Annotated in this window: 22 protein-coding genes and 2 pseudogenes; 18 read left to right on the top strand and 6 right to left on the bottom strand. The window is 65.4% G+C overall.

Annotated elements, in window-relative coordinates; all coding sequences use genetic code 11:
• Nucleotides 1-2: 2 nt before the first annotated feature.
• Together IQ16_RS13110 and IQ16_RS13105 are read left to right on the top strand one after the other, a co-directional pair.
• A complete protein-coding gene (locus IQ16_RS13110) occupies nucleotides 3-563 on the top strand; it encodes a TadE/TadG family type IV pilus assembly protein (RefSeq protein WP_018645736.1) in 561 nt (186 codons plus the stop codon).
• The gene (locus IQ16_RS13105; protein WP_018645737.1) at nucleotides 563-1,228 is read left to right on the top strand and encodes a TadE/TadG family type IV pilus assembly protein; all 666 of its coding nucleotides are present in this window, start codon (nucleotides 563-565) and stop codon (nucleotides 1,226-1,228) included. The genes IQ16_RS13110 and IQ16_RS13105 overlap by 1 nt, the downstream gene beginning before the upstream one ends.
• 86 nt (nucleotides 1,229-1,314) lie before the next feature.
• Here IQ16_RS13105 and IQ16_RS13100 read toward each other — a convergent pair whose 3' ends face one another.
• Nucleotides 1,315-2,289 carry a LysR family transcriptional regulator gene (locus IQ16_RS13100; protein WP_018645738.1) on the bottom strand — a complete coding sequence of 325 codons (975 nt, stop codon included), beginning with the start codon at nucleotides 2,287-2,289 and terminating at the stop codon, nucleotides 1,315-1,317.
• A gap of 124 nt (nucleotides 2,290-2,413) precedes the next feature.
• Here IQ16_RS13100 and IQ16_RS13095 point away from each other — a divergent pair, with 124 nt between their 5' ends.
• From IQ16_RS13095 to leuD, 5 genes are read left to right on the top strand one after another with little or no spacing between them, the layout of a single operon-like run.
• Nucleotides 2,414-3,373, top strand: coding sequence for a hydroxymethylglutaryl-CoA lyase (locus IQ16_RS13095; protein ID WP_018645739.1), 960 nt, complete (start codon nucleotides 2,414-2,416; stop codon nucleotides 3,371-3,373).
• Nucleotides 3,370-4,584, top strand: a complete 1,215-nt coding sequence (locus tag IQ16_RS13090) for a CaiB/BaiF CoA transferase family protein (protein WP_018645740.1) — start codon at nucleotides 3,370-3,372, stop codon at nucleotides 4,582-4,584. The genes IQ16_RS13095 and IQ16_RS13090 overlap by 4 nt, the downstream gene beginning before the upstream one ends.
• Before the next feature lie 48 nt (nucleotides 4,585-4,632).
• Complete coding sequence (locus tag IQ16_RS13085) at nucleotides 4,633-5,628, top strand: Bug family tripartite tricarboxylate transporter substrate binding protein (protein WP_145831499.1); 996 nt, start codon at nucleotides 4,633-4,635, stop codon at nucleotides 5,626-5,628.
• Between the two features lie 4 nt (nucleotides 5,629-5,632).
• Complete coding sequence (gene leuC / locus IQ16_RS13080) at nucleotides 5,633-7,042, top strand: 3-isopropylmalate dehydratase large subunit (RefSeq protein ID WP_018645742.1); 1,410 nt, start codon at nucleotides 5,633-5,635, stop codon at nucleotides 7,040-7,042.
• Entirely contained in the window at nucleotides 7,039-7,662 is a 624-nt protein-coding gene (gene leuD / locus IQ16_RS13075; RefSeq protein WP_018645743.1) for a 3-isopropylmalate dehydratase small subunit, read from the top strand. The genes leuC and leuD overlap by 4 nt, the downstream gene beginning before the upstream one ends.
• A gap of 159 nt (nucleotides 7,663-7,821) precedes the next feature.
• Here leuD and IQ16_RS13070 read toward each other — a convergent pair whose 3' ends face one another.
• Entirely contained in the window at nucleotides 7,822-8,997 is a 1,176-nt protein-coding gene (locus IQ16_RS13070; RefSeq protein WP_018645744.1) for a patatin-like phospholipase family protein, read from the bottom strand.
• Between the two features lie 223 nt (nucleotides 8,998-9,220).
• On the opposite strand from IQ16_RS13070, the gene IQ16_RS13065 reads away from it, so the two are divergent.
• From IQ16_RS13065 to IQ16_RS13055, 3 genes and pseudogenes are all read left to right on the top strand, one after another.
• On the top strand, nucleotides 9,221-10,003 hold the full coding sequence (locus IQ16_RS13065) for an acetoacetate decarboxylase (protein WP_026312426.1): 783 nt from the start codon (nucleotides 9,221-9,223) through the stop codon (nucleotides 10,001-10,003).
• A 111-nt stretch (nucleotides 10,004-10,114) separates the two neighbouring features.
• The gene (locus IQ16_RS13060) at nucleotides 10,115-11,131 is read left to right on the top strand and encodes a transporter (protein ID WP_145831498.1); all 1,017 of its coding nucleotides are present in this window, start codon (nucleotides 10,115-10,117) and stop codon (nucleotides 11,129-11,131) included.
• A 63-nt stretch (nucleotides 11,132-11,194) separates the two neighbouring features.
• Nucleotides 11,195-12,534, top strand: a pseudogene (locus tag IQ16_RS13055) (carbohydrate porin).
• Between the two features lie 2 nt (nucleotides 12,535-12,536).
• On the opposite strand, the gene IQ16_RS13050 reads toward IQ16_RS13055, so the two are convergent.
• From IQ16_RS13050 to IQ16_RS13040, 3 genes are all read right to left on the bottom strand, one after another.
• Complete coding sequence (locus IQ16_RS13050; RefSeq protein WP_018645747.1) at nucleotides 12,537-13,826, bottom strand: MFS transporter; 1,290 nt, start codon at nucleotides 13,824-13,826, stop codon at nucleotides 12,537-12,539.
• 109 nt (nucleotides 13,827-13,935) lie between these two features.
• Nucleotides 13,936-15,132, bottom strand: a complete 1,197-nt coding sequence (locus IQ16_RS13045; RefSeq protein WP_018645748.1) for an acetyl-CoA C-acyltransferase — start codon at nucleotides 15,130-15,132, stop codon at nucleotides 13,936-13,938.
• Nucleotides 15,133-15,404: 272 nt separating this feature from the next.
• Nucleotides 15,405-16,175 carry an enoyl-CoA hydratase gene (locus IQ16_RS13040; protein ID WP_018645749.1) on the bottom strand — a complete coding sequence of 257 codons (771 nt, stop codon included), beginning with the start codon at nucleotides 16,173-16,175 and terminating at the stop codon, nucleotides 15,405-15,407.
• Nucleotides 16,176-16,330: 155 nt separating this feature from the next.
• Between IQ16_RS13040 and IQ16_RS13035 the strand changes: the two genes are divergently transcribed.
• Both IQ16_RS13035 and IQ16_RS13030 read left to right on the top strand, forming a co-directional pair.
• Nucleotides 16,331-16,858, top strand: a complete 528-nt coding sequence (locus IQ16_RS13035; RefSeq protein WP_018645750.1) for a PaaI family thioesterase — start codon at nucleotides 16,331-16,333, stop codon at nucleotides 16,856-16,858.
• A 70-nt stretch (nucleotides 16,859-16,928) separates the two neighbouring features.
• A complete protein-coding gene (locus IQ16_RS13030) occupies nucleotides 16,929-17,549 on the top strand; it encodes a TetR/AcrR family transcriptional regulator (RefSeq protein WP_018645751.1) in 621 nt (206 codons plus the stop codon).
• Between the two features lie 135 nt (nucleotides 17,550-17,684).
• Here IQ16_RS13030 and IQ16_RS13025 read toward each other — a convergent pair whose 3' ends face one another.
• A complete protein-coding gene (locus IQ16_RS13025; protein WP_018645752.1) occupies nucleotides 17,685-18,593 on the bottom strand; it encodes a LysR family transcriptional regulator in 909 nt (302 codons plus the stop codon).
• A gap of 102 nt (nucleotides 18,594-18,695) precedes the next feature.
• Here IQ16_RS13025 and IQ16_RS13020 point away from each other — a divergent pair, with 102 nt between their 5' ends.
• From IQ16_RS13020 to IQ16_RS12995, 6 genes and pseudogenes are all read left to right on the top strand, one after another.
• Nucleotides 18,696-20,192: a CoA-acylating methylmalonate-semialdehyde dehydrogenase gene (locus tag IQ16_RS13020; protein ID WP_018645753.1), complete on the top strand. Its 1,497-nt coding sequence runs from the start codon at nucleotides 18,696-18,698 to the stop codon at nucleotides 20,190-20,192.
• A 121-nt stretch (nucleotides 20,193-20,313) separates the two neighbouring features.
• Nucleotides 20,314-21,459: an isobutyryl-CoA dehydrogenase gene (locus tag IQ16_RS13015; RefSeq protein ID WP_018645754.1), complete on the top strand. Its 1,146-nt coding sequence runs from the start codon at nucleotides 20,314-20,316 to the stop codon at nucleotides 21,457-21,459.
• Nucleotides 21,456-22,523 (top strand): enoyl-CoA hydratase/isomerase family protein, encoded by a 1,068-nt coding sequence (locus IQ16_RS13010; RefSeq protein WP_018645755.1) that lies wholly within the window; start codon nucleotides 21,456-21,458, stop codon nucleotides 22,521-22,523. The genes IQ16_RS13015 and IQ16_RS13010 overlap by 4 nt, the downstream gene beginning before the upstream one ends.
• Nucleotides 22,524-22,536: 13 nt before the next feature.
• Nucleotides 22,537-23,436 (top strand): annotated as a pseudogene (gene mmsB, locus IQ16_RS13005) (3-hydroxyisobutyrate dehydrogenase); the annotation flags it as partial.
• Between the two features lie 127 nt (nucleotides 23,437-23,563).
• The gene (locus IQ16_RS13000) at nucleotides 23,564-25,279 is read left to right on the top strand and encodes an AMP-binding protein (protein WP_018645757.1); all 1,716 of its coding nucleotides are present in this window, start codon (nucleotides 23,564-23,566) and stop codon (nucleotides 25,277-25,279) included.
• Nucleotides 25,280-25,759 (top strand): MaoC family dehydratase, encoded by a 480-nt coding sequence (locus IQ16_RS12995; protein ID WP_018645758.1) that lies wholly within the window; start codon nucleotides 25,280-25,282, stop codon nucleotides 25,757-25,759. It abuts the gene before it with no gap.
• Nucleotides 25,760-25,829: the final 70 nt, after the last annotated feature.

The following is a 25,829-nucleotide window of genomic DNA, read 5'->3' as shown; positions in this document are numbered from 1 at the left end:
CCATGACCGGTCCGGACGTTGCAACAACCAAGAGACGCCGCCATCGCTGCGCTGCTTTCGCGCGCGACAGCAGGGGCGCCACGGCCGTCGAATTCGCGCTCGTGGCCGCGCCGTTCCTCGCCCTCATCATCGCGCTCCTTCAGACGTTCCTCGTCTTCTTTGCCCAACAGCTGCTCGAAAACATCGCGCGTCAATCCGCGCGCCTGGTCATGACCGGGCAGGTGCAGTCTGCGCAGATGACCCAGGCCGCCTTCAAGCAGAAGGTCTGCGACCAGATCTCGATTCTGTTCACCTGCAGTGGTCTGATGGTTGACCTGCAGGTGGCCAATTCGTGGTCCGGCGCCAATACGGGCATGCCGACCTTGACCTTCGACGCTTCGGGAGCCGTCACGAACACCTGGCAATACAATCCGGGAGATGCCGGCGACATCGTCGTTCTCCGGGTGATGTACGTATGGCCCGTCATGCTCGGGCCGCTCGGTTTTAACCTCTCGAACCTTTCGACCGGCAATCGGCTGCTCACGTCGTCGGCCGCGTTCCAGAACGAGCCAGGAGCCTCCTGATGATCGCCGCCTTGTCGTCTCGCGCTCGGCGCCTGCTAGTCGACGACCGCGCTGTTGCCGCGACGGAGTTCGCCATTGTGGCGCCGTTCATGCTGGTGCTCTACGTCGGCGGCGTCGAGCTCGGCAATGGGCTGGCGATGAACGTCAAGGTCAGCGCCACCGCGCACAGTGTCGCCGACATGGTCACGCAGAACACGTCGCTCAGCACATCCCGGATGCAAGCCATTCTCGGCTCGGCGCAGGCGATCATGGCGCCTTATGCCGTCAAGGATTCCAGCGGGGCTTCGCTGATTACGATCACGGTGTCTCAAGTCTCCACCGACGGCAGTGGAAACGCGACCGTGCAATGGAGCGAGTCGACCAATACGTCGGCGGCGAGAAAGAAGGGGGACCCGATGACCTTGTCCTCGTTCACCGCACCTGACCCGAACAATCCCAGCAACAAGAACATCTCGCTCATTCTGAGCGAGGTTAGCTATAATTACACGACGAACCTCGGCTACACCATCGCCGGCACCGTGAAGCTGAGCGACAGCTACTACCTGTTCCCGCGCTGCTCGACGAACAGCCCGACCTCGTCGAGCTTTCCGTACTACGACGTGAAGTATTCGTCGACGTCGACGACCTGCACCTGCATCCAGCACTTGCAGCAGAAGAGCTGCTGAGGCGTCATCCGGAAGGGCACACAACGTTTTCCGGAAAGATCATCCTCAAACAACGGCCCGGGGCGCGATCAGGCTTCATGTTGATCTCATCGCGCCTGGGCCTCGCCGGGGCCGGGGCGTCGCCGTTGCCGTTCGCTCCTCTTCGCAGGCCAGCGTCGTTCGCTCACCGCCGCGCGGACGACCTCCGTCACGGTCTTGCGGACCTCGAGGAAGGCCTTGGTCTGCGGCCGGTCTGCGAGAGCAACCAGGGCCAGGGAACGCGACAGCGCCGGATCGACAATGCGGCGGGCGTGATATTTCCCCGCCGCGATGTCTGCGAGGACCGTGGCGCGGGACAGGATTGCGCATCCGAGTCCGGCTTCGAGCGCCATGCGCAGCGCCGACAGGGAATCGACCTCGAGCGTCGGGCTCGGGACGATCTGGTTGCGCAACACCTGCGTCTGGATGATGGCGCGCGAGGCCGGTAGCGGTGTCAGCCCGAGCACGCTCTTTTGCGGAATGGCGGAGAAGGGAACCGGACCGGAGGATCGGCCGATCAGGCTCGGATGCCCGACGAGGAAAAGATCTTCCTCGTGCAGCCACTCCACATCCAGCCGGGCATCCCGCGGCGGATTGTACGCCAGCGCGAGATCGACCGTGCCCGAGAGGACACGCTCGATCAGCGCCGGTGACAGCGCTTCGATGATTGACAGGTGCACGCCCGGCGAGTGCTTGCGGACCGCCTTCATGAGATCGAGCGCGACCATCGAGATCGCCGTGTGGCTGAGGCCGAGGCTCACCGGTCCCGTGGCCGCCTCGTTATAGGTCCGCACATCCTCCTCGGCCTTGCCAAGACTCGCCAGCACCGCGCTGCCATGTTCGTAGAGCCGGCGTCCCGCCGCGGTCAGGGCGATGCCGCGTGGCCGCCGTTCCAGCAGTTTTACGCCGAGGTCGGCTTCGAGAGCCGCAACATGATGGCTGAGCGCGGACTGCGCGATGTTGAGGGTCTCGGCGGCCCGTGACAGCACCCCGGCATCGGCGATCGCGATGAAATACCTGATCTGCCGCAACCCGAGCGCCATGGCACGCCTCCCCATCGATCTAATAATCAGATCACCGCAATCTTCATATTATATTTGTCAGATGTCTTGGTGCCCGGCAAGCTTCGGCCAGAACCAACAAGAACAGCTCCGGGAGTGCCGCGGCATGGACCTGCCGACCAGGATCGTCATCACCGAGGAGGGACCGCGCGAAGGCTTTCAGATCGAGCCCGGGCCGATCGCGACCGCGGACAAGATCGCCCTGATCCATGCCCTCTCGGCGACCGGTCTCTCGCGTATTCAGGTTGCGTCCTTCGTCAATCCCAAACACGTGCCGGGCTGGGCCGACGCCGAGGCGGTCGTTGCGGGCTTCGTCCCGCGCGCCGGCGTCGACTACACGGCGCTCTGGTTCAACGACAGCGGTTTGCAGCGCGCCCTGGCGTTCAAGAACAAGCTCACGCTCGCGGGGTTCATCTCGCTGAGCGCCTCCGAGCCGTTCGCGCTTCGCAATCTCAACCGCGATCGTGCCGGGCAGATCGAGGCGATGCGAAACTATGTGCGCGCGCACCGCCAGGCGGACGTGCCGATTGCCAAGATCATTGTCATGGCCGCGTTCGGCTGCAATTTTGGCGGAGACGTGCCGGCGGCGCGGGTTGTCGAGACCGTGTCCGACGGGCTCACGATCGCGCGCGAAGCCGGCATCGAGGTGCACGACGTGTCGCTCGCGGATTCGATGGGCTGGGCCACCCCGCGGCGGGTCGCCGCGGCCGTCGGGGCTGTTCGCGACCGCTGGGACGATCTGCGGATCGCGCTGCATCTGCACGATACCCGCGGCCAGGGCATCGCCTGCGCCTATGAGGGGCTGCGGCTTGGCGTCACCGCGTTCGATGCCGCGGTGGCGGGGCTCGGCGGCTGCCCGTTCGCCGGCCAGCCGGGTGCGCCCGGCAATATCGCCACTGAAGAGCTGGCGTTGCTGTGCGAGGAAATGGGCATCGCAACGGGCCTCGACATCGAGGCGCTGATCGAGGCCGGACGGCTTGCCGAGCGGATCGTCGGGCACCGGCTGCCAAGCGCCGCGCTGCGATCGGGCACGCTCGCCGCATTCCGGCGGAGGGCCGGCTCATGACTTCCGCAAAGCCGCTCGCGGGCCTGAAGGTGCTCGATTTCGGCCACACGATCATGGGTCCCTGCGCGGGCGTTCTGTTCGCCGATCTCGGCGCCGACGTGGTGAAGATCGAGCCTGCCGGCGGCGACCCGACCCGACGGCTGCCGGGCTTCGCAGCCGGATTCTTTGCGACCTACAACCGCAACAAGCGCTCGATCGCGATCGATCTGAAGCGGCCGGAGGGGCAGGCGGTCGTGCACCGGCTGGTGAAGGACGCCGATATCGTGCTGGAGAACTTTGGACCGGGAACGATCGAGCGGCTGAGGTGCAGCTGGGACGATCTGCGCAAGATCAATCCGCGGCTCGTGTACCTCTCGATGAAGGGCTTCCTGAAAGGCCCTTACGAGAATCGCGGCGCACTCGACGAAGTCGTGCAGATGCAATCCGGCCTCGCCTACATGACGGGACCGCCCGGCCGGCCGCTGCGCGCGGGCGCGCCCGTGATCGACATCCTCGGCGGCGTCTTCGGCGTCGTGGCAGCACTGTCGGCGCTGCGCGAACGCGACGTCACCGGCGTCGGACAGAAGGTCTCGAGCTCGCTGTTCGAAAGCGCGACCTTCATGCTCGGCGCGCTCGTCGTCGGCAGTGCCGTGATCGGCGGTCCTATGCCGCCCATGCCGACCCGGAAGAATGCCTGGGGCGTGTACGACGTCTTCACGGCATTGGATGGCGGCCAGATCTTCATCGGGTGCACCTCGGACGGACACTGGCAGCGCTTCTGCGATGCGTTCGGTTTCGACGACTGGCGCGACGATCCGAGACTGCTCGGCAACGCCAACCGATGCGACGCGCGCGAATGGATGCTTCCCGAACTGGAGCGGCGGATCACGCAACTGCCCCTCGATGAGATTCTCGCCAAATGCGAAGCCGCCCGCGTGGCCTATTCGCGGGTGGGGCGGCCGGATGAGCTGTCGGTCGATCCGCATCTGCTCGCGAACGGCGGACTGCTGGCAACGGCCGTCGCCGGATTTGGCGGCGGACCGCTGGTCGGAATTCCGGCGCTGCCCGTCGAGTTTGGCGACGCGCGCGACCGGCCGGGCCTCGAACGCCAGCCGCCCCGCGTCGGCGAGCACACCGACGACATCCTGGGTGCGGCCGGATATTCGGCGCGCGAGATCGCCGATCTCCGCACCGCCGGCATATTGGGCGCGTCCACGCACGTGCCTGCATAAAAACGAAGAGTGGCCGAGCCACCATCTGCAACAGGGAGGGAACGGATCATGATGCCCGGCGTGCTGCTTCGTTGGAAGGCGCGTATTCCGGCGGCCGCGCTTGCGCTGCTTGCCACGGTTGCGATGGCGGAGCCCGCGAGGGCGCAAGCCTATCCCGCACGAACGATCACGATCCTTGTCGGCTATTCCGCGGGAGGCCAGGCCGACGCGCTGGCGCGGATCATCGGCAAGCAGCTCGGCGACACCTTCAAGATCTCCGTCGTGATCGAGAACAAGACCGGGGCCAACGGCATGATCGCTGCGCAGGCGGCAGCGCGGGCGGAGCCGGACGGATACACGGTGCTGATGGTGACGGATGCGATGCTCACCATCGATCCGCACCTTGCCTCCAGCAACCATTTCGATCTTTCGAAGGCGATGGAGCCCGTCGTCAGCGTCGCCTGGTCGCCGCTGTTGCTGGCCGCTGCCAAGGATGTGCCGGCCAATTCCGTCGCCGAGCTTGTCGCTTTCGGCAAGCAGAAGCCGCAGGCGCTGAGCTTTGGCAGCGCCGGCGCCTCGACGCCGCATCGCCTCGCCGGCGAGATGCTGCAGAAGTCGGGTGGATTCACCATGACCCACATTCCCTACAAGGGAACGGCGGCGTCCGTGAGCGATCTCCTTGCGGGGCAGATACCGCTGATCTTCGGTGCACCCACGGCCGTAGAGCCGCTGGCAACCGCAGGCCAGATCAAGCTGCTCGGCGTCACGTCCGAGCAGCGCTACCCGTTGTTGCCGGGCGTGCCGGCCATCAGCGAGACATATCCCGGCTTCAAGATCATCAGCTATATCGGGCTGATGCTGCCGAAGCAGACGCCGGCGCCGGTGACCGCAGCCCTCAACAAGGAGATCAACGCGATCCTTGCCACCGAGACGATGCGCACATGGCTCGACAAGCAGGGCATGGTCGCCATGGGCGGCAGCCGGGACGACTTCAAGCGCCAGATCGAGATCGACTACAAGGCGCGGGGCGAGCTTGTCCGTGCGCTTGGCATCACAGGCGAGTAGGGGCATGCCGCGGACGCTGTTCGAGAAGATCTGGCAATCCCACACCGCAAGGACGTACGGAACGCGGGACTTGCTCGCGCTGGACCGGGTCTTTCTCCACGACATGACCTCGCTGCCCGCCTTCGAGACGCTGCGCGAGCGCAACCTCGAGGTCGCCGACGTTGCGCGCAGCCTGGCCGTGATCGATCACACCGTCGCGACCGCGCCGGGCAGGAACGAGGAGACCTATCCGGTCATGGCGCCGACGGTGCGCGCGTTCCGCCGGGAAGTGACCGAACGCGGCATTCCCCTGATCGGGCTCGGCGATCCCGCGCAGGGCATCGTCCACGTCGTAGCCGCCGAGCAGGGCGCCGTCCTCCCGGGCATGACGGCGGTCTGCGGCGACAGCCACACCTGCACCAACGGCGCGCTGGGCGCGATCGCCTTCGGCATCGGCAGCACGGAGATCGCGCACGCGCTCGCCTATCAGGCGCTCTGGCTGCCACGGCCGAAATCGCTGCGCGTGACCGTGAACGGCGTTCTCGATCCCTGGGTCAGCGGGAAGGACATTGCGCTGGCGATCATCGCGCGTTTCTCCACGGATGGCGGCACCGGCTGTGCCGTCGAATATGCCGGCAGCGCCATTCGCGCGCTCTCCGTCGAGGAGCGGATGACGCTCTGCAATCTCTCCATCGAATTCGGCGCCCGGATCGGGCTGGTCGCGCCTGATGATGCGGTGTTCTCGTATCTCGAAGGACGTCCGAGAGCGCCAAAGGGGGCCGGGTTCGATGCTGCGGTTTCCGCCTGGCGCGATCTTGCGAGCGATGATGATGCGCATTTCGACAAGGAGTACGCCATCGATGCGCGTTCGATCGCCCCCATGGTGAGCTGGGGCACCAGCCCGGAAGATGCAATTCCCGTCGATGGCGCGGTCCCTGATCCCGGGACGGCGGGGGACCGGTCGCAGCGGTCCCGATGGGAGCGGGCGCTGGTCTACGCCAATCTCGAGGCAGGCAAGCCCATCCTGGGGACGCCGATCGACGTCGCCTTCATCGGCTCCTGCACCAACGCCCGGCTTTCAGATCTTCGTGCCGCGGCGCGCGTCGTTGACGGACGCAAGGTCGCGAGGGCCGTGCGCGCGCTGGTGGTCCCGGGGTCATCCGGCGTGAAACGGCAGGCCGAGGCCGAGGGGCTCGACCGGATCTTCCGCAGGGCAGGCTTCGAGTGGCACGAGTCCGGATGCTCGCTCTGCGCGGCGCTCGGGCCGGATGTCGTCGGCCGCGGCAAGCGGTGTGCCTCCACCTCGAACCGAAACTTCGAGAACCGGCAAGGCCCGGGATCGATCACCCATTTGATGAGCCCGCCGATGGTTGCTGCCGCGGCGGTGAACGGTGCGATCACGGATGTCAGGACCTTGGCAGGGACCTTGGCATGACCGGCAAGCTCACCAGCATTGAAGGCATTGCCGTTCCGCTGCTGTGGGACAATGTCGACACCGACGCCCTTGTCCCGGCTGCACCACACAAGCGGATCAACGGCGGCGGCCGGGACCGGTTGCGCGAGGTCCTCTTCCACGAATTCCGCTTCGACCCTGCGGGGCAGCCCAAGCCGGATTTCGTGCTGAACGACGTGCAGTTCCAGGGAGCGCCGATCCTGCTCGCCGGCGAGAATTTCGGCTGCGGCTCCTCGCGCGAGGTCGCGGTATGGGCTCTGCTGGACTATGGCTTCCGCGCGGTCATTGCGAAGAGCTTTGCCGAGATCTTCGAGCAGAACGCCTACAAGAACCATCTGTTGCCGGCGAGGCTCGACGCAGCGACCCATGCCCGCATCGTGAGCGCGTTGAGCCGCTCCCGGCCGCCGCAAATGTCGATCGACCTCGTCGCGCGCCGCATCGCAATCGACGGCCAGGCGATTGGCTCATTCAGCGCGGACGAAATGGGTCTGGAAATGATCGTCCAGGGCGTGGACGAATTCGCGCTGACCGCGCAGTACGTTTCGGACATCGTGGCGACGCAGCGTCGCTTGATCGAGGCCTATCCATGGCTCGGGGGGTGAGGCGAGGGCACGTTCGCCATGGTGCCATCATGCCAGTGTTTTGCCCGACGGGTCAAATGACCTGGCGGACACGCTAAGTCATTGATCCGCCAAGCCCCGGCTACTGTGCATGGGGTTGTTTTCGCACTTTTTGTTTGAGAGCCCGACGCGAGGCGAGCGCTACGCGCTCTCCGTCTCCCGGTGCACGTCGTGCACGACCAGCCCCATGCCTTCGTCCGGCATCTTGATCCAGTCGCGGCGCTTCAGGGTGCGCTTGGTGTCCTCGTAGCCGCTCGTCCAGTGCTCGCGCATCGAGGTGCCCGAGAATTCGTGATCCTTGGCGTCGCCCTCATAGGCCTTCTGCTGGTAGATCAGATGCAGGATCGCGATCTCCGGCATGTTGCGCAGGCTCGCTTTCAGCTGGCGCTCCTCCTCGGAGAGCTGCTCGTCCGGCAGCTTCGCCAGCGCCTTGTAGAGCAGGACCTTGAGGTTGTGCGTGCGGCGATAGACGTCGGTGTTGTGGCGCGTGCGCGAGGAATACATGATGTCCTTGTGGCGGGCCATCACGTCCTGGATCGAGCGCGGCAGCACGCCGCGGGCGCTGAACAGGTCGACCTGGAACACCAGCGAGTTGAGCGCGTCCTCCTGGTCGAGCAGGTGCTGCAGCGGCGTGTTGGAGACGATGCCGCCGTCCCAGAAATGATCGGTACCGATCCGCACCATCGGTAGCGCCGGGGGCAGGGCGCCCGATGCCATGATGTGCTCCGGACCGATCTCGTCATGGGCGTTGTCGAAATAGATGAAGTTGCCCGAGAGCACGTTGACCGCGCCGACGGCGAAGCGGACCTTCTTCTCGTTGATGAGATCGAAGTCGACGAGCTCGCGCAGGCTCTCCTTCAGCGGCATCGTGTCGTAATAGCTGGTGGCGGTCTTGGCGCCGACCGGGCTGAACCAGGGGTTGACCTGATTGGGCGTGAAGAAGCCGGGCTGGCCGAGGGCGGAGGTCATCCACGCGCTGGTGAGGTTGCGCCACTGGCGGAAGACGTCGCCGTCGGGCGTGTAGTGCCAGATCTTGCGGTTGGTGATGCGCTCCCAGAAGATGCGCAGTGCCTCCAGCCGTTGCTCCGGCCGGTTGCCGGCGATGATGGCGGAGTTGATGGCGCCGATCGAGACGCCGCAGACCCAGTCGGGCTCGATGCCGGCCTCGTGCAGCGCCTGGTAAACGCCGGCCTGGTAGGCGCCGAGGGCACCACCGCCCTGCAGCACCAGCGCGACGCGGTCGCAGCGCTCGGGGCGCCAGCCGCGTGAGGGAGGCTGATGCGTTGAGTGGGTCGGCTCCGATGTGCGGGCGTCCATGGTGATGCCTCCTGAGTGTCTACGACGATTGCGTCCTGCGGTGACGGCGTGATGACAATTTCGGCGCCGATGCATCGCCCGCATGCACGTCAACCGGAGCGGGAATGCCGGCGGTCGTGGGCCTGACGGAAATCCTTCACATCGCAGTCAACGAGTGCGGCTAGCAATCTGCATCACCGCCTGGCGCTGCCGGGCAGGCATCACAGACATCAGGAGACCAGCGATGCGCAGGGAAGATGTGCTGAGACTTCCGTCCATGCCGGCCGCCGGGCCGAGCTATCCGGCCGGGCCCTACCGCTTCGTCAACCGCGAATTCCTCGTCATCACCTACGAGACCGATCCCGACCTGATCCGCGCCGGCCTGCCTGAGCCGCTGGAGCCGATCGACCAGCCGATCGTGCATTACGAATGGATCAAGATGCCGGACTCTTCCGGCTTCGGCAGCTACACCGAATCCGGCCTCGTCATCCCCGCGCGCCTCGATGGCGAGGAGGTCAACTTCGTCTCGCAGATGTATCTCGACGACGATCCGCCGATCGCGGCCGGCCGCGAGATCTGGGGCTTTCCCAAGAAGTATGCCCATCCCAAGCTCGAGATCGTCAAGGACACGCTGACGGGCACGCTGGAATATGCCGGCCAGCTCGTCGCCATGGGCACGATGGGCTACAAGCACGAGAGCATGGCCGGCAACGGCGATCTCACCCGCGCCACGCTGTCGAAGACGCAAATCAATCTGAAGATGATCCCGGGCGTCGACGGCCGTCTGGAAGTCTGCCAGCTCGTCGCGATCAACCTTGTCGACATCGTGCCGAAGGGCTCCTGGATGGGACCCGGCCGGCTGCACCTGGTGCCGCACGTCAACGCGCCGGTTGCGGACTTCCCGGTCCGCCGCTGCCTCGGTGCGCACCACTACATCGCCGACCTGACGCTGCCGTTCGGCCGTGTCGTGCACGATTATGTCAAGGAAGCCGAAGCTGTGGCTGCGACGGGGCTGGCCGCGGAGTAGGGCGCCATCATCAAACTGTAACACTGGCGTAATTGAGTACCCGCGTGGAGCCGGGCGATGCCGTCAGCCATCGTCCGGCGACGGGGCATTTGTTGACGGTTGGGGCTATCCATGGCTGAGCCGGCGAAGCTTGTCAGCGCGATATCGGACACTGCCCCCGCCATTCCCGGCCTGGTCTGGGCGTTCCGCCTGCACAGCGACGGCAGCGCCGAGGCGCTGCCGATCGACCGGCCGATCGAGTTCAGCCATGACGGCCGCCTCTGGCTGCACTTCAACCTGACGGACGCGCGCGTGCGTCCATGGATTGCGGCGTCCAGCCTGCCGCCGCTCGCGCGTGATCTGCTGCTCTCGCACGACACGTTCCAGCAGCTCCACGTCATCGACCATTGCGTCTACGGCGTGTTCTCCGATCTCGTGCGCGAGATCGACAGCCCGACGGAGGAGACCGCGTTTCTGCGCTTCGCGATGACCGAGCGGCTCCTGGTCAGCGGCCGTCATCAGGCGCTGTGCTCGGCCGACGCGACGCGGCGGGTGCTGGAAGGCGGCTACCGCGTCGACAATGTCGCTCATCTCCTCGAAAAGATCGTCGACGAGGTCGCCGACACGCTCGACCGGATGGTCGACAAGCTCGGCCAGGAGATCGACGATATCGAGGAACGCATTTTGGCGGATGAGGCCAAGTCCGAGATGCGCCGCAACCTCGGCCGCCTTCGCCGCACCTGCGTCCGGCTGCATCGCCAGCTCACCGGCCTGCGCGTGCTGTTCCACCGCCTCGACCAGAAGAACACCGACCACCTCTCGCCTGCGCTTCGCATCCACGCCGGCAAGCTCGCGCAGCGGCTCGATGGCCTCGATCACGACATCGTCGAGCTGCGCGAGCGCAGCCGCCTGCTCGAGGAGGAGCTGCGCTTCAAGAACGAGGAGGAGAGCAACCGCCACCTCCATACGCTCTCGATCGTGACCTCGCTCTTGCTGCCGCCGACGCTGATCACCGGCATCTTCGGCATGAACACCAAGGGCTTGCCGCTCACCGACGTCGAGACCGGGTTCCTCTGGGCGGCGGTGCTGATGGCCTCCTCGGTCGGCGCGGCCTATCTCTTCATGCGGCGCACGGGCATTTTCAAATAGCGCGCGTCGATCGTGAGTTGGAGTACCCGAAAATCCCTGGCGGCCGCGGTCGCGCTGACCGGCATGGCGGCAAGCACGAGCGCATTTGCCGGTGCCAAGGACGAGAGCGCGGCGGAATGGCTGTTTCCAAAATGGTTCAACGAGTGGCATGACGGGCTCGCCAACAAGGGCCTCAACTTCGGCGCGACCTATATTGCGGACAGCATCGCCAACATTTCCGGCGGCGTGAAGCGCGGCGCCATCCATTTCGGCCGGCTCGATCTGTCGGTCGATGCCGATCTCGACAAGCTGGTCGGCTGGACCGGCGGCCGCTTCTACGCCAATGGCTTCGTGATCTACGGCCAGGGGCTCTCCCGCAACTACGTGCAAAACCTCGCCACCATCAGCGAGATCGAGGCGCTGCCCGACCAGCGGCTCTACAACGCCTATTTTGAGCAGAGCTTCTTTGGCGATCGCCTGAACATCAGGGCCGGTCAGCAGGCCGCCGACGTCGAATCGACAGCCAGACCGACGACCTCTTCATCAACGGCACCTTCGGCTGGCCCGCGATCAAGGCGAGCAATCTTCCGGCCGGGGGCCCGGCGCCGCCGATCGCGGTGCCCGGCATCCGCATCAAGGCGGCGCTGTCAGACCAGATCACCGCCTATGGCGCAGTGTTCAACGGTGATCCCTCGGGCCCGGGCGATCAGGACCCGCAGATTCGCGACCATCACGGCCTCGCCTTTCGCGTCAACGATCCGCCCTGGGTGATCGGGCAGGTCCGCTTCAACTACGACATCGATGTCGGGGGACGTCCGCTCGCCGGCAATTTCACCCCGGGCGCCTGGAAGCATTATGGCTCGTTCGACAGCCAGCGTTTTACCGCGGAGGGGCAGTCGATCGCCGATTCCTCGGGAAGCGGCATCCCGGCAAGGCTTCGTGGCAACTACGGCATCTTCGCGGTGATCGAGCAGGTGCTCTACCGCCCGCCGGGGGTGAAGGAGAACAGCACCTCGGCCTCGCTCCCGGGCATCACGGCGTTCGGCCGCATCGCCTACAGCCCGCCGGACCGCAATCTGATCGACCTTTATCTGGACGGCGGCATCGGCTTCGTCGGCTTCACGCCCGGACGTCCGCTGGATCGCTTCGGCGTGGCGATGGCCTATATGCGGATCTCGAACACCGCGCGTCATCTCGACGTCGATGCGAATGTCTACACCGGCGTGCAGGGGCCGGTGCGCAGCAACGAGACGCTGCTCGAGATGATCTACGAGGCGCACATCAAGCCGGGCTGGCTGATCGCGCCGTACTTCCAATACGTGTTCCGGCCCTCGGGCGGCGTCCCGAACCCGAACGATCCGACCGGCGTCTCGCGGATCGGTGACGCCGCAGTGTTCGGCGTCACCACCACGATCAGGTATTAGCTTCAGGCCACCGCGGGCTGGAGCTTCGGCTGCCGCGACAGCGCCAGCACGATCAGCGCGGCGAACACACAGAGCGCGCCGGCGATGAAGAACGCAGGCAGATAGCTCTGGTAGACCGTCCGTGAGAAACCGGCGCCGAACGCCGCGGTGCCGGCGCCGAGCTGATGGCCGGCGAAGATCCAGCCGAACACCAGATTGGCGCGCTCTGGCCCGAATTTCTGCGCGGTGAGGCGGACTGTGGGCGGCACCGTCGCGATCCAGTCGAGCCCGTAGAACATCGCGAAGATCGAGAGCCCATAGAACGAGAAATCGCTGAACGGCAGGAAGATCAGCGAGAGCCCGCGCAGGCCGTAGTACCAGAACAGCAGATAGCGGTTGTCGTAGCGGTCCGACAGCCAGCCCGACATGATGGTGCCGAAGAAATCGAAGATGCCCATCGCGGCAAGCAGGCTTGCCGCCTGCACCTGCGGAATGCCGAAATCGAGGCACATCGGGATCAGGTGCACCTGCACGAGGCCGTTGGTGGAGGCGCCGCAGACGAAGAAGGTCGCAAACAGGATCCAGAATGCGGTCGACTTCGAGGCGTCGCGCAGCGTGCCGAGCGCCACCGCCGTGATCGAGCCGTGGCTCACGGGCGGTGCGGGCAGGGGCTCGGTGCCCTCGTCGCCGAACGGGCGCAGGCCGAGGTCGCTCGGCCGGTCGCGCATCGCGAGCAGCACCGCCAGCGCGGAGACGCCGAGCATGATGCAGACGAAGCCGAGCGCAAGGCGCCAGCCGAAGCGTTCGGTGAGGCTTGCGAGCAGCGGCAGGAATACGAGCTGGCCGGTGGCGACGCTCGCCGTCATGATGCCGACCACGAGGCCGCGTCGTGCTGCGAACCAGCGCGTCGCGATGGTCGCGCCCAGCACCAGCGCGGTCATGCCGGTGCCGATGCCGATCACGACGCCCCACAGGGCGATGAGCTGCCAGATCTCGGTCATGCCGAGCGAGAGCACCAGCGCCGAGACCACGATGAGCTGCGCCGTCAGCGTGACGTTGCGCAGGCCGTAGCGGTTGAGCAGGGCGGCGGCGAACGGCGCCATCAGCCCGAACAGGATGAAGCGGATCGACAGCGCGGAGGAGATCTGCGCCGTGCTCCAGCCGAACTCCTTCTGCAGGGGAACGATGAACACGCCGGGCGCTCCGACCGTGCCGGCGCTGATCAGCGCGGCAAGGAAGGTCACGCCGACCATCACCCAGCCGTAGTGGATATTGCGGCGGGAAAGCGCTGCCGCGAGCCAATTCGAGATCATTGGGCCTCAATGTTGTTGGCGAGCCTCAAGGACCCGCGCCATCGTTGCAATCTGACACAGCTGAGGGAAGTCTGAAATGCCAGACTTCCCTCAATTTCGGACATTGGCGCTAATGCGTCAGGCGCTCCACCGCGATCGCGGTGGCCTCGCCGCCGCCGATGCAGAGCGCCGCGACGCCGCGCTTGAGGTTCTGCGCCTCCAATGCGTGCAGCAGCGTCACGATCAGCCGCGCGCCGGTCGCACCGATGGGATGGCCGAGCGCGCAGGCGCCGCCGTTGACGTTCAGCTTCTCTCTGGCGATGCCGAGATCGCGCTGCGCCGCCATCGCCACCACGGCGAAGGCCTCGTTGATCTCGAACAGGTCGACGTCGGAGGCAGCCCAGCCGACCTTGCCCAGCAGCTTGCGGATCGCCGGGATCGGCGCCGTGGTGAACCATTGCGGCTCCTGGCTGTGGGTGGCATGGCCCTTGATCTCGGCGAGAACAGGCAGGCCATTGCGGTCGGCGAGCGAGCGCTTCGTCAGCACCAGCGCGGCAGCGCCATCAGCATTGGCGGAGGAGGCCGCCGGCGTGATGGTGCCGTTGGCGCGGAACGCCGGCTTCAGCCCGGGGATCTTTGCGGGGTCTACCTTCAGCGGATGCTCGTCGTTGGCGATGATGCGGGGACCTGCCTTCTCGGTCAGCGTGATCGGCGCGATCTCCGCCTTGAATGCGCCGCCCTCGACCGCCTTGCGGGCGCGGCTGAGCGTCTCCATCGCGTAGGCGTCCTGGTCCTTGCGGGTGAACTGATAGGCTTCCGCCGTCGCTTCGCCGAAATCGCCCATGGAGCGGCCGGTCTCGTAGGCGTCCTCAAGGCCATCCATCATCATGTGGTCGATGATGCGATCGTGGCCGACGCGATAGCCGCCGCGGGCCTTGGCGAGCAGATAGGGCGCGTTGCTCATGCTCTCCATGCCCCCGGAGACGACGATCTCGGCCGAGCCGGCGCGGATGATGTCGTGCGCCAGCATGGTCGCCTTCATGCCGGAACCGCAGACCTTGTTCACCGTGGTGGCGCCGGTGGCATCGGGAAGCCCGGCGCTACGTGCCGCCTGGCGCGCCGGCGCCTGGCCCTGGCCGGCCGGCAGCACGCAGCCCATGAAGACCTCGTCGACTTTCTCAGGCGCGAGGTTCGCGCGTTCCAGCGCCGCCCCGATCACGTGCGCGCCGAGCTTGTGTGCGGGGAGTGGCGACAATTCACCCATGAATCGGCCGAGCGGCGTGCGGGCGGCGGAGACGATGACGACGGGATCGGCGGCTTCGGCCATAATGGGGCTCCCTGGCGATGACGGGTAAGATTATGATCATCATATGATGCGGCGCAAAAAATGCAACCGCGGCTGGGATGAGAAAATCTTGCGGTTCGCATGAGATTTGTTGATGCGAGTCGGAAGGCCCCCTCCGACGTCGTCCCGGCGAAGGCCGGGACCCATAGCCACAGGGCAAAGTTTGGCCAAGACCCTTAGTTGCCAGCTCGCGTAGCAACCCCTCCCTGGGGTTATGGGTCCCGGCCTTCGCCGGGACGACACCGAGGGCAGGCCTACCGCTTCCGGTTCACAAACGCGCCCATCAACCGCGTCGGCTCGTCCGTCAAAAACGACTCGCCGAACACCTTCACGCTGAGGTTCACCGACTCGGTCAGCGGCAATTCCTCCCACTGCCGCAGCAGCGCCTTCTGCGATCGCAGCGCCTCGGGGCCGCATTCGAGCAAGGCCTTCACCAGGTGCTCGATCTCCGCATCAAGCCCGTTCGGGGATGCGACCTTGTCGATCAGTCCCCAGGCCAGCGCGGTGGCGGCGTCGATGTTCTCCGCCGTCATCACCAGCCAGCGTGCGCGAGCCCAGCCGATCAGGCGCGGCAACAGCGCTGCGTGGATCACCGAGGGGATGCCGACGCGGACCTCCGGCATGCCGAAATGGGCGTCGTGCGCGGCGATGCGGAAATCGCAGGCGGCTGCGACCTCGAGCCCGCCGCCGAGACACCAGCCGGGCATGCGCGCAATCACCGGGGCCGGGAACTGGCGCACGGCCTCGCAGAGATCGCGCAGGCGGCTGATGAAAGCCTCAGCCGACTTCTGGTCGAGCTTGGCCATCTCCTTGATGTCGGCGCCGCCGATCATGCTCTTCTCGCTCTGGCCGCGCAGCACCACGGCGCGGATGCTGCGGTCGGTGGCGAGCTTCTGCAAGCCTTCGCGCACCGCCTCGGTCACGGGCGACCCCAGGATATTCAGCGGGCCGGCGTTGCAGATCGCGACATGGACGACGCCGCGCGCATCGCGCGTGATGCCGCAGTGGTTGTTGAGCATTTCCATCGTGGATCTCGAAGGTTTCGTGGATAGGCGCGATGCGCGCCGGTCGGCGTCACTTCCGAGCCGAAACGTGCTGCTTGTCAAGCGGGCAGGGCCGGTGGAGTTGCCAGCACGAAGTCCGTGGCATAGTATGACGTGTATAATACAAAGAGGCCGCCATGACCGATATCGATCAACTCGACCTGTTTTCGCCGGCGCAGCGGCGCGAGCGCGTGGTGAACTGGCAGGTGCCTGCGCCGGTTGCCAAGGTGGCCATGGGCCTGTCAGGCATGGACGCCATGCTCGGCATTCGCGATGGCCGCCTGCCGCCACCGCCGTTCGCAAAACTGATCGGCTTCACCATGGCCGTGGTCGAGCCCGGCCGGATCGTGATGGAACTGGAGCCGCGCGAGGATCTCGAAAATACCATCGGCCTGCTGCACGGCGCTACCGCCGCGGCGCTGATCGACACCGCCATGGGATGCGCGATCTCGACCCGGCTGGAAGCTGGGCAGTCGTCCGTGACCCTCGACCTGAAAATGACGTTTCTGCGCCCGCTGTCGGTACGTTCCGGGCTGATCTCGGCCGAAGGCAAGATCATCAAGCTGGGGCGCCAGACCAGCTACACCGAAGGTTTCGTCCGCGACGGCAAGGGGGCGCTCGCGGTCCATGCAACTGCAACCTTTTCCATGATCGGCAATGTCTGAACACGAATTAATTCACCGTCCGGTCCATTCCTGTGTTATGAGATGATCTCCGACATGCAATGAGACGTCCATGCGCTATTCCCGGGAACACAAGCAGGAAACCCACGACCGCATCGTGAAGAAGGCCTCGGTTCGGCTGCGTGAAAAGGGCGCGCACGGCATCGGCGTCGCCGACCTCATGAAGGAGGCGGGCCTGACCCATGGCGGTTTCTACGCGCATTTCGATTCCCGCGAGGCGCTGGTGATCGAGGCCTTCGCCTATGCGATGGACCGCTCGATGGAGCACTGGCGCAAGATCACCGGCGAGGCCTCGCCGGAGAAGCGGCTGGCGCTGATCGCCGAGGCCTATCTCTCGGCGCTGCACCGCGACAATCCCGGCCACGGCTGTTCGATCCCTTCGCTCGGCGCCGAGATCGCCCGCGAGAGTCCGAAGACGCGAAAAGCGTTTGCCGGCAAGCTCGACGAGATGATCGAGATGATGACCGACTACGTCCCGAACCAGCCGCGCAAGGCGGCGCGCAAGCAGGCGATCGCGACGCTGGCGACGATGGCCGGCACCATGCTGCTTGCTCGCATTGCCGGCTCCAGCGAATTGTCGGACGAGGTGCTGAAGGCGGGGCGGGACAGCGCGCTGGGCGGCGCGAAGCGTGAGCCGGTGAAGGCTGCACCGGCCAGGAAGAAGCAGAACTAGGCGAGATGCCGTAGGGTGGGTTAGCCATGCGATTGCGCGAAGCGCATTCGTTTGGCGTAACCCACCACTGTGTTTGTCCGTGGAGACAGAAGAGGTGGGTTACGCCTTCGGCTAACCACCCTACGAGAGCGGTGCTCACCTTCCCGCAAACAGCGCCCGCTCGCGCTCCACGATCTCGGAGATGTAATCCGCCACCGCCCTGATCCGCGCCAGGTCCTTGCTGTCGGCGTGCATCAGCATCCAGAACGTTCGCGTGATCGAAATCTCCTCCGGCAGCACCGCGACGAGCTGCGGGTAATCGCTCGCCATGAAATGCGGCAGCACGGCGATGCCGAAGCCTGACAGCGTGGCGTTGAGCTGCGCGATCAGATTGGCGCTGCGGAAGCGCGCGGAGATGCGCGGCGACACCTGCGGCAGATAGTCGAGCTCCGGCGTGAACAACAGCTCCTCGATGTAGCCGACGAAGCGGTGCTGCACCAAATCCTGCCGGGAGGTGATCTCAGGGAAGCGGTCGAGATAGGCGGGGGCGGCGTAAAGCCCGAGGCGGTAGTCGAGCAGCTTACGGCCGACGATGCGGCCTTCCTTCGGCATGGTCAGGCTGATCGCAATGTCGGCCTCGCGCTTGGAGAGACTGAACAACCGCGCGGTAGCCACAAGTTGCAGATCGAGATCGGGATACCGGTCGGCGAACGGCGCCAGCCGCGGCGCCAGGAACGCAGTGCCGAAGCCATCAGGCGCGCCGATCCGCACCGTCCCGGTCAGCCGCGCCACCGAGCCGCCGACCTGTTCCTGGTTGGCGACGATGGTCGATTCCATCGCTTCGGCGCTGTCGGCGACGCGCTGGCCGGCCTCGGTGAGGAGGTAACCGGTCTTGCGCCGGTCGAACAGCTTGGCCGAAAGGTGCTTCTCCAGCCGGTCGACCCGGCGGATCACGGTGGCATGGTCGACGCCGAGCTGTTTTGCCGCAGCCGAGACCGAGCCGCCCCGCACGATGGCCAGCACGAAGCGAAAGTCGTCCCAGTCGATGCTACCTTGATCCAGCATTTTCGCACATCTATGGTGCATTATCTCAGACTTGAATCCTATAAAATGCAGGTCAATAGGATTTGTCAAAGCGACCACGCTCGGCCTGAAGGAGACCATTCCATGCGTTCAATCGGACATTTCATCGGTGGCAAGGAGGTCAAGGGCACCTCTGGCCGCACCGCCGACGTTTTCGAGCCGATGACCGGCGACGTGCAGGCCAAGGTGGCGCTGGCCTCCAAGGCCGAGGTCCGCGCCGCCGTCGAGAATGCCCGCGCCGCACAGCCGGAATGGGCTGCGACCAATCCGCAGCGCCGCGCCCGCGTGATGATGAAATTCGTCGAGCTGGTTCAGCGCGACTACGACAAGCTCGCCGAGCTGCTCGCGCGCGAGCATGGCAAGACCGTGCCGGACGCCAAGGGCGACATCCAGCGCGGCCTCGAGGTCGCGGAATTCGCCTGCGGAATTCCGCATCTGATGAAGGGCGAATACACCGAGGGCGCCGGCCCCGGCATCGACATCTATTCGATGCGCCAGGCGCTCGGCGTCGTCGCCGGCATCACGCCGTTCAATTTCCCGGCCATGATCCCGATGTGGAAGTTCGCCCCCGCGATCGCCTGCGGCAACGCCTTCATCCTGAAGCCGTCCGAGCGCGACCCCGGCGTGCCGATGCTGCTGGCAGAACTCATGATGGAAGCGGGCCTGCCGGCCGGCATCCTCAACGTCGTCAATGGCGACAAGGAAGCGGTCGACGCCATCCTCGACGATCCCGATATCAAGGCCGTCGGCTTCGTCGGCTCCACGCCGATCGCGCAGTACATCTACGAGCGCGCAGCCCAGACCGGCAAGCGCTGCCAGTGTTTTGGTGGCGCCAAGAACCACGCCATCATCATGCCCGATGCGGACATGGACCAGGCCGTGGATGCGCTGATCGGCGCCGGCTACGGCTCGGCCGGCGAGCGCTGCATGGCCGTCTCGGTCGCGGTCCCCGTCGGCAAGTCCACCGCCGACCGTCTGATGGAAAAGCTGATCCCGCGCGTCGAGAGCCTCAAGATCGGCACCTCGATCGATCCGTCGGCCGATTACGGTCCGCTGGTCACGCGCGAGGCGGTCGAGAAGGTCAAAGGCTACATCGACATCGGCATCAAGGAAGGCGCAACGCTCGCCGTCGACGGCCGCGGCTTCAAGATGCAGGGCTACGAGAACGGCTTCTATCTCGGCGGTTCGCTGTTCGACAACGTCACCAAGGAAATGCGGATCTACAAGGAAGAGATCTTCGGCCCGGTGCTCTCGGTCGTGCGCGCGCACGATTATAAGGAAGCGCTGGCGCTGCCGTCGGACCATGACTACGGCAACGGCGTTGCCATCTTCACCCGCGACGGCGACGCCGCGCGCGACTTCGCGGCCAAGGTCAATGTCGGCATGGTCGGCATCAACGTGCCGATCCCGGTGCCGATCGCCTATTACACCTTCGGCGGCTGGAAGAAGTCCGGCTTCGGCGATCTCAACCAGCACGGTCCGGACTCGGTTCGCTTCTATACCAAGACCAAGACGGTGACCTCGCGCTGGCCGTCCGGCGTCAAGGAAGGTGCGGAGTTCTCGATCCCGCTGATGAAGTAAGGCTGTAGCCCAGCCCGTCATTGCGAGCGCAGCGAAGCAATCCAGACTGTCACTGCGGAAAGACTCTGGATTGCTTCGTCGCTTCGCTCCTCGCAATGACGAGAACAGTGAGCAGCCCGGCATGCAATTCGCTCTGAACGAGGATCAGGTCGCGGTTCGCGACATGGCGTTGGCGTTTGCGGCGGAGAAGATCGCGCCGCACGCGCTGCGCTGGGACGAGGAGAAGCATTTCCCCGTCGACGTCATGCGCGAGGCGGCGACCCTCGGGATGGGCGGCATCTACATCCGCGAGGATGTCGGCGGCTCCGCCATGACGCGGTTCGACGCGGCGCTGATCTTCGAGGCGCTGGCGACGGGCTGCCCGACCACCTCGGCCTTCATCTCCATCCACAACATGGCGAGCTGGATGATCGATGCCTTCGGCAGCGACACGCAGCGCCATCAATGGCTGCCGAAGCTCTGCACCATGGAGCTGATCGCGAGCTACTGCCTGACCGAGCCGGGCGCCGGCTCGGACGCGGCCGCGCTGCGCACCCGCGCGGTGCGTGACGGCGACCATTACGTCCTCAACGGCCAGAAGCAGTTCATCTCGGGCGCGGGTGGCACCGACATTCTGGTCGCAATGGTCAGGACCGGCGGCGACGGCCCCGGCGGTATCTCGACGCTTGTCATCGACGGCAAGACGCCGGGCGTCTCCTTCGGCGCCAACGAGCGCAAGATGGGCTGGAACGCCCAGCCGACCCGCGCGGTGATGTTCGAGAACGCCCGCGTGCCCGTCGCCAACCGGCTCAGCGAAGAGGGCGTCGGCTTCAAGATCGCGATGGCGGGTCTCGACGGCGGTCGCCTCAACATCACGGCGTGTTCTCTCGGTGGTGCCCAAACTGCGCTCGACAAGGCACGCGCCTACATGAAGGAGCGCAAGGCGTTTGGAAAGCGCCTCGACGAATTCCAGGCCTTGCAATTCAAGCTCGCCGACATGGCGATCGAGCTGGAGGCCGCGCGCACCTTCCTGTGGCGAGCCGCGGCGGCGCTCGACCGCAAGGACCCCGACGCCACCATGCTGTGCGCGATGGCAAAGCGCTTCGGCACCGATGTCGGCTTCGAGGTCGCCAACCATGCGCTGCAGCTTCACGGCGGCTACGGTTACCTCAGCGAGTACGGCATCGAGAAGATCGTGCGCGATCTGCGCGTGCACCAGATCCTTGAAGGCACCAATGAAATCATGCGGCTCATCGTGGCGCGCAAACTGATCGAGGGCGCGCGATGAGTGGCGTGGAAGAGGGCGATCTGGTCGCCCGCGTCGAGGGCGCTGCCGGCATCATCCGGCTCAACCGTCCCAAGGCGATCAACGCCGTCACGCTGGAGATGTTTCGCGACATCGAGAAGGCGCTCGACCGCTTCGAGGCCGATCCGGCCGTCGCCGTGATCGTGCTGGAAGGCGCCGGCGAACGCGGCCTGTGTGCCGGCGGCGACATCCGTACTCTCTGGGAGAGCTCGAAGGTCAATGGCGACCTCGGCAAGATCCTGTGGCGCGAGGAATACATCCTCAATGCCCGGATCAAGAAATTCCCAAAACCCTATATCGCCTTCATGGACGGCATCGTGATGGGCGGCGGCGTCGGCTTGTCCGCGCATGCCAGCCATCGCGTCGTCACCGATCGCACCAAGCTTGCGATGCCCGAGGTCGGGCTCGGCTTTTTCCCCGATGTTGGCGGCACCTATTTGTTGTCGCACTCGCCGGGCGAGATCGGCACCTATTTTGGCCTCACCGGCCAGATCATGAATGGGCCGGACGCGATCCATGCGAAATTCGCGGACTGGGTGGTGCCCGCAACGAAACTGCCCGAGCTGCGCGCGGCGCTGACGAGGGTCCGTTCCGGTGCGACAGCAGCCGAGGTCGGCAAGCTCATCAGCGGCTTTGCGACCGGCGAGACCGCGGGACCGGTGGCGGCGAAGGAGCCGATCATCGACGCGCTGTTCGGCTTCGACCGGATGGAGGACATCGTCGCGGCGCTCAAGCGTGACGGTTCCGACTTCGCGCAGGCCACGCTGAAGACGCTCAACGAGAAATCGCCGCGCGGCATGGTGGTGACGCTGAAGCTGCTGCGCCTCGCACGCAAATCGTCGAGCCTGGAAGAATGCTTGGTGCGCGAATATCGCGCCGCGCTGGAAGTCTTCCGCAGCGACGATTTCCGCGAAGGCGTCCGCGCCGCCGTGATCGACAAGGACCGCAATCCGACCTGGTCGCCGCCGCGGATCGAGGATGTGACGCCGGACATGCTTGCGCCGTATCTCGCCGAGATCGGCACTGATGAGCTGAAGTTCAACTAACAACGCGACAGCGGAGGAAACGACAATGGCCACGATCGCATTCATTGGTCTGGGCAACATGGGCGGCCCGATGGCCGCCAACCTGGTCAAGGCCGGCCATAAGGTGGTGGCCTTCGACCTCGTCGAAGCCTCGCGCAACCAGGCCGAGGCCGATGGCGCCGGCATCGCCGACAGCGCCGCGGGCGCGGTGAAGGGCGCCGATGTTGTCGTCACCATGCTGCCGGCCGGCAAGCACGTGCTCGGCGTCTGGAACGAGGTCCTGCCCGCCATGGCCAAGGGCGCGTTGATCATTGACTCCTCCACCATCGATGTCGAAAGCGCACGGCAGGCTCATGCGCTCGCCGCCAAGAATGGTGTGCTTTCGGTCGATGCGCCGGTCTCCGGCGGCACCGGCGGCGCCAAGGGGGCGACGCTCACCTTCATGTGCGGCGGCGAGGAGGGCGCGTTTGCGGCGGCAAAGCCCGTGCTGGAGAAGATGGGCAAGAAGATCGTACATTGTGGCGGCGCCGGCGCGGGGCAGGCGGCCAAGATCTGCAACAACATGATCCTCGGCATTTCCATGATCGCGGTGAGCGAAGCCTTTGCGCTCGGCGAGAAGCTCGGCCTCTCGCACCAGGCGTTGTTCGACGTCGCCTCGACCTCGTCGGGGCAGTGCTGGTCGCTGACGACCTATTGCCCGGTTCCAGGTCCAGTGCCGACCTCGCCGGCCAACAACGACTACAAGCCGGGCTTTGCCTCGGCGCTGATGGTGAAGGATCTGACCCTGGCGCAGGACGCCGCCAAGGCCGCGGGCGCCGCTACGCCGCTCGGAAAGCATGCGCAGGAGATCTATCAGTCTTTCGACGCGGCCGGGCAGGGCGGGGTGGATTTTTCCGGAATTATCAAGCACGTTAGAGAACTGGCCGGAAAATAGCCTTCGCTTGTAGCCCGGATGAAGCGAAGCGAAATCCGGGACAGCTCTTTCAATGGCGCGACCGGCCCCGGATTGCGCTTCGCTCCATCCGGGCTACGCTCGAACGTCAATCGACGGGCCCGGGACCATGACCACATTTCAGGAAGCGCGCGCGTTTCTTCTGGCTCACCGCACGGACTACGAGACAGCGGTCAAAGGCTTCCGCTGGCCCGATCCGGCCCCCTTCAACTGGGCGCTCGACTGGTTCGATGAGCTCGCGAAGGATGCCGAAGCAAAGGACCGTCCCGCGCTCTGGATCGTCGATGCTGCGCAGGACAAACAGACAAAACTGTCCTTTGCGGCGCTGTCGCGCCGCTCCAACCAGGTCGCGAACTTCCTCCGCGCGCAGGGCTTGAGGCGCGGCGATCATCTTCTGCTGCTGCTCGGCAATGTGGTTCCGCTGTGGGAGACGATGCTCGCCGCGATGAAGCTCGGCGTCGTCGTGATTCCCGCAACCACGTTGCTCACCGCCGACGAGCTGCGTGACCGGCTCGATCGCGGCAAGGCGAGGGCGGTCGTCGCAGCACAGGATCAGGTCGCCAAATTCGCAAGCCTGGGCGCCGAGAATGTCGTGCGTATTGTGGTTGGCGCGGCCTCTGACGGCTGGCTCGCTTACGACGAGGCGACAAAGGCGTCGGAAGAATTCACACCCGACGGTCCGACCCATGCCGACGATCCGATGCTGCTCTATTTCACCTCGGGCACGACAGCCAAACCAAAACTCGTCCGGCACAGCCAGCGCAGCTACCCCGTCGGCCATCTCTCGACGATGTACTGGATCGGCCTGAAGCCCGGCGACGTCCATCTCAACATCTCTTCACCCGGCTGGGCCAAGCATGCCTGGAGCTGTTTCTTTGCGCCGTGGAATGCCGGCGCCACCGTGTTCGTGGTCAACCAGCCGCGCTTCGATGCCAAGGCGCTGCTCGCCACCATCGGCCGCTGCGGCGTCACCACGCTATGCGCGCCGCCGACGGTGTGGCGGCTGTTCATCCAAGAAAACCTGGCCTCGTTCAAGGTGACCTTGCGCGAGGTCTGCGGCGCCGGCGAGCCGCTCAATCCTGAGGTGATCGACCAGGTGCAGGCCGCGTGGGGCCTCACCATCCGCGATGGCTACGGCCAGACCGAGACGACCGCGCTCGCCGGCAACTCGCCGGGGCAGCCCATCAAGGTCGGCTCGATGGGCCGGCCGCTGCCGGGCTATCGCGTGCAGATCAGCGATGCCGACGGCAACCCCGCGAGGGAAGGCGAGGTGACCCTGGTGCTGGACGATGACCGTCCCGCCGGCCTGATGCAGGGCTATCAGGGCGACGACGGCAAATTGTCGGGCGCCGAAGGTGCGCTCTATCGTAGCGGCGACGTCGTGTTCGAAGACACGGACGGCTATCTCACCTTCGTCGGCCGTTCCGACGACGTGTTCAAATCCTCGGACTATCGCATCAGCCCGTTCGAGCTGGAGAGCGTGCTGCTCGAGCACGAACTCGTTGCCGAAGCCGCGGTGGTGCCGAGCCCCGATCCGATCCGGCTCGCGATTCCCAAAGCGTTCGTGCTGCTGACTTCGGGCGCGGAACGCTCGCCGGAGACCGCGCTGTCCATCTTCAAGCACCTGCACACGCGTCTGGCGCCGTTCAAGCGCATCCGCCGCCTCGAAATCGTCACCGAGCTGCCGAAGACGATCTCTGGCAAAATCCGCCGCGTGCAGCTACGACGGCTCGAACGCGACGACGATCGCGGCGATCCGCTGCGCGGCCGGGAATTCCGTGAGGAGGATTTTCCGGAGCTGCCGAAAACACGGAGTGAGACCTAAGTGAACGAAATCTGGAAGAAGCCGCCGATTGCGCTCGAGGCCTATCAGGCCATGGTCGGCAAGGAGATCGGCGTGTCCTCGTGGCACCTGATCGACCAGCCCCGCATCGACACCTATGCCGACGTGATCGAGGATCACCAGTTCATCCACGTCGATCCTGAACGGGCGAAGAAGGAAACCGCGTTCGGCACCACCATCGCGCACGGTTTTCTGACGATGTCGCTGCTGTCGATCATGTCGTACGAGGTGATGCCCGTGATCGCCGGCACCACGATGGGCGTGAATTACGGCTTCGACAAGCTGCGCTTCATCTCGCCGGTGCGCTCCGGCAAGCGCGTCCGCGGCCGCTTCGTGCTGGCGGAAGCCAAGCTCCGCAAGCCCAATGAGTTGCAGTCCCGTACCAACGTGACGGTCGAGATCGAGGGCGAGGACAAGCCCGCGCTGGTCGCCGACTGGCTTGGCCTGATCTATTTCGCCTGACCTGAGGCGTCGTTGCCGGGCTTGACCCGGCAACCCATCGCTGCTCAAAAGCCTGTCGATTTTGATGGAT

This window comes from Bradyrhizobium huanghuaihaiense (assembly GCF_007830635.1).
GTDB lineage: Bacteria > Pseudomonadota > Alphaproteobacteria > Rhizobiales > Xanthobacteraceae > Bradyrhizobium > Bradyrhizobium huanghuaihaiense.
The sequence above is the reverse complement of the archived record's forward strand: the minus strand, read 5'-3'. Positions and strand labels throughout refer to the sequence as shown.

What these genes read in the sequence shown, in the direction of transcription:
- leuD (WP_018645743.1), top strand. Translation starts at nt 7,039, where the DNA reads ATGACCGGCAAGCTCACCAGCATTGAAGGCATTGCCGTTCCGCTGCTG.
- IQ16_RS13010 (WP_018645755.1), top strand. Translation starts at nt 21,456, where the DNA reads ATGAGTGGCGTGGAAGAGGGCGATCTGGTCGCCCGCGTCGAGGGCGCT.
- IQ16_RS13085 (WP_145831499.1), top strand. Translation starts at nt 4,633, where the DNA reads ATGATGCCCGGCGTGCTGCTTCGTTGGAAGGCGCGTATTCCGGCGGCC.
- IQ16_RS13035 (WP_018645750.1), top strand. Translation starts at nt 16,331, where the DNA reads ATGACCGATATCGATCAACTCGACCTGTTTTCGCCGGCGCAGCGGCGC.
- IQ16_RS13040 (WP_018645749.1), bottom strand. Translation starts at nt 16,175, where the DNA reads ATGGAAATGCTCAACAACCACTGCGGCATCACGCGCGATGCGCGCGGC.
- IQ16_RS13090 (WP_018645740.1), top strand. Translation starts at nt 3,370, where the DNA reads ATGACTTCCGCAAAGCCGCTCGCGGGCCTGAAGGTGCTCGATTTCGGC.
- IQ16_RS13015 (WP_018645754.1), top strand. Translation starts at nt 20,314, where the DNA reads ATGCAATTCGCTCTGAACGAGGATCAGGTCGCGGTTCGCGACATGGCG.
- IQ16_RS13030 (WP_018645751.1), top strand. Translation starts at nt 16,929, where the DNA reads ATGCGCTATTCCCGGGAACACAAGCAGGAAACCCACGACCGCATCGTG.
- IQ16_RS13070 (WP_018645744.1), bottom strand. Translation starts at nt 8,997, where the DNA reads ATGGACGCCCGCACATCGGAGCCGACCCACTCAACGCATCAGCCTCCC.
- IQ16_RS13065 (WP_026312426.1), top strand. Translation starts at nt 9,221, where the DNA reads ATGCGCAGGGAAGATGTGCTGAGACTTCCGTCCATGCCGGCCGCCGGG.
- IQ16_RS13105 (WP_018645737.1), top strand. Translation starts at nt 563, where the DNA reads ATGATCGCCGCCTTGTCGTCTCGCGCTCGGCGCCTGCTAGTCGACGAC.
- leuC (WP_018645742.1), top strand. Translation starts at nt 5,633, where the DNA reads ATGCCGCGGACGCTGTTCGAGAAGATCTGGCAATCCCACACCGCAAGG.
- IQ16_RS13025 (WP_018645752.1), bottom strand. Translation starts at nt 18,593, where the DNA reads ATGCTGGATCAAGGTAGCATCGACTGGGACGACTTTCGCTTCGTGCTG.
- IQ16_RS13020 (WP_018645753.1), top strand. Translation starts at nt 18,696, where the DNA reads ATGCGTTCAATCGGACATTTCATCGGTGGCAAGGAGGTCAAGGGCACC.
- IQ16_RS13060 (WP_145831498.1), top strand. Translation starts at nt 10,115, where the DNA reads ATGGCTGAGCCGGCGAAGCTTGTCAGCGCGATATCGGACACTGCCCCC.
- IQ16_RS13050 (WP_018645747.1), bottom strand. Translation starts at nt 13,826, where the DNA reads ATGATCTCGAATTGGCTCGCGGCAGCGCTTTCCCGCCGCAATATCCAC.
- IQ16_RS13095 (WP_018645739.1), top strand. Translation starts at nt 2,414, where the DNA reads ATGGACCTGCCGACCAGGATCGTCATCACCGAGGAGGGACCGCGCGAA.
- IQ16_RS13100 (WP_018645738.1), bottom strand. Translation starts at nt 2,289, where the DNA reads ATGGCGCTCGGGTTGCGGCAGATCAGGTATTTCATCGCGATCGCCGAT.
- IQ16_RS13045 (WP_018645748.1), bottom strand. Translation starts at nt 15,132, where the DNA reads ATGGCCGAAGCCGCCGATCCCGTCGTCATCGTCTCCGCCGCCCGCACG.
- IQ16_RS13110 (WP_018645736.1), top strand. Translation starts at nt 3, where the DNA reads ATGACCGGTCCGGACGTTGCAACAACCAAGAGACGCCGCCATCGCTGC.
- IQ16_RS13000 (WP_018645757.1), top strand. Translation starts at nt 23,564, where the DNA reads ATGACCACATTTCAGGAAGCGCGCGCGTTTCTTCTGGCTCACCGCACG.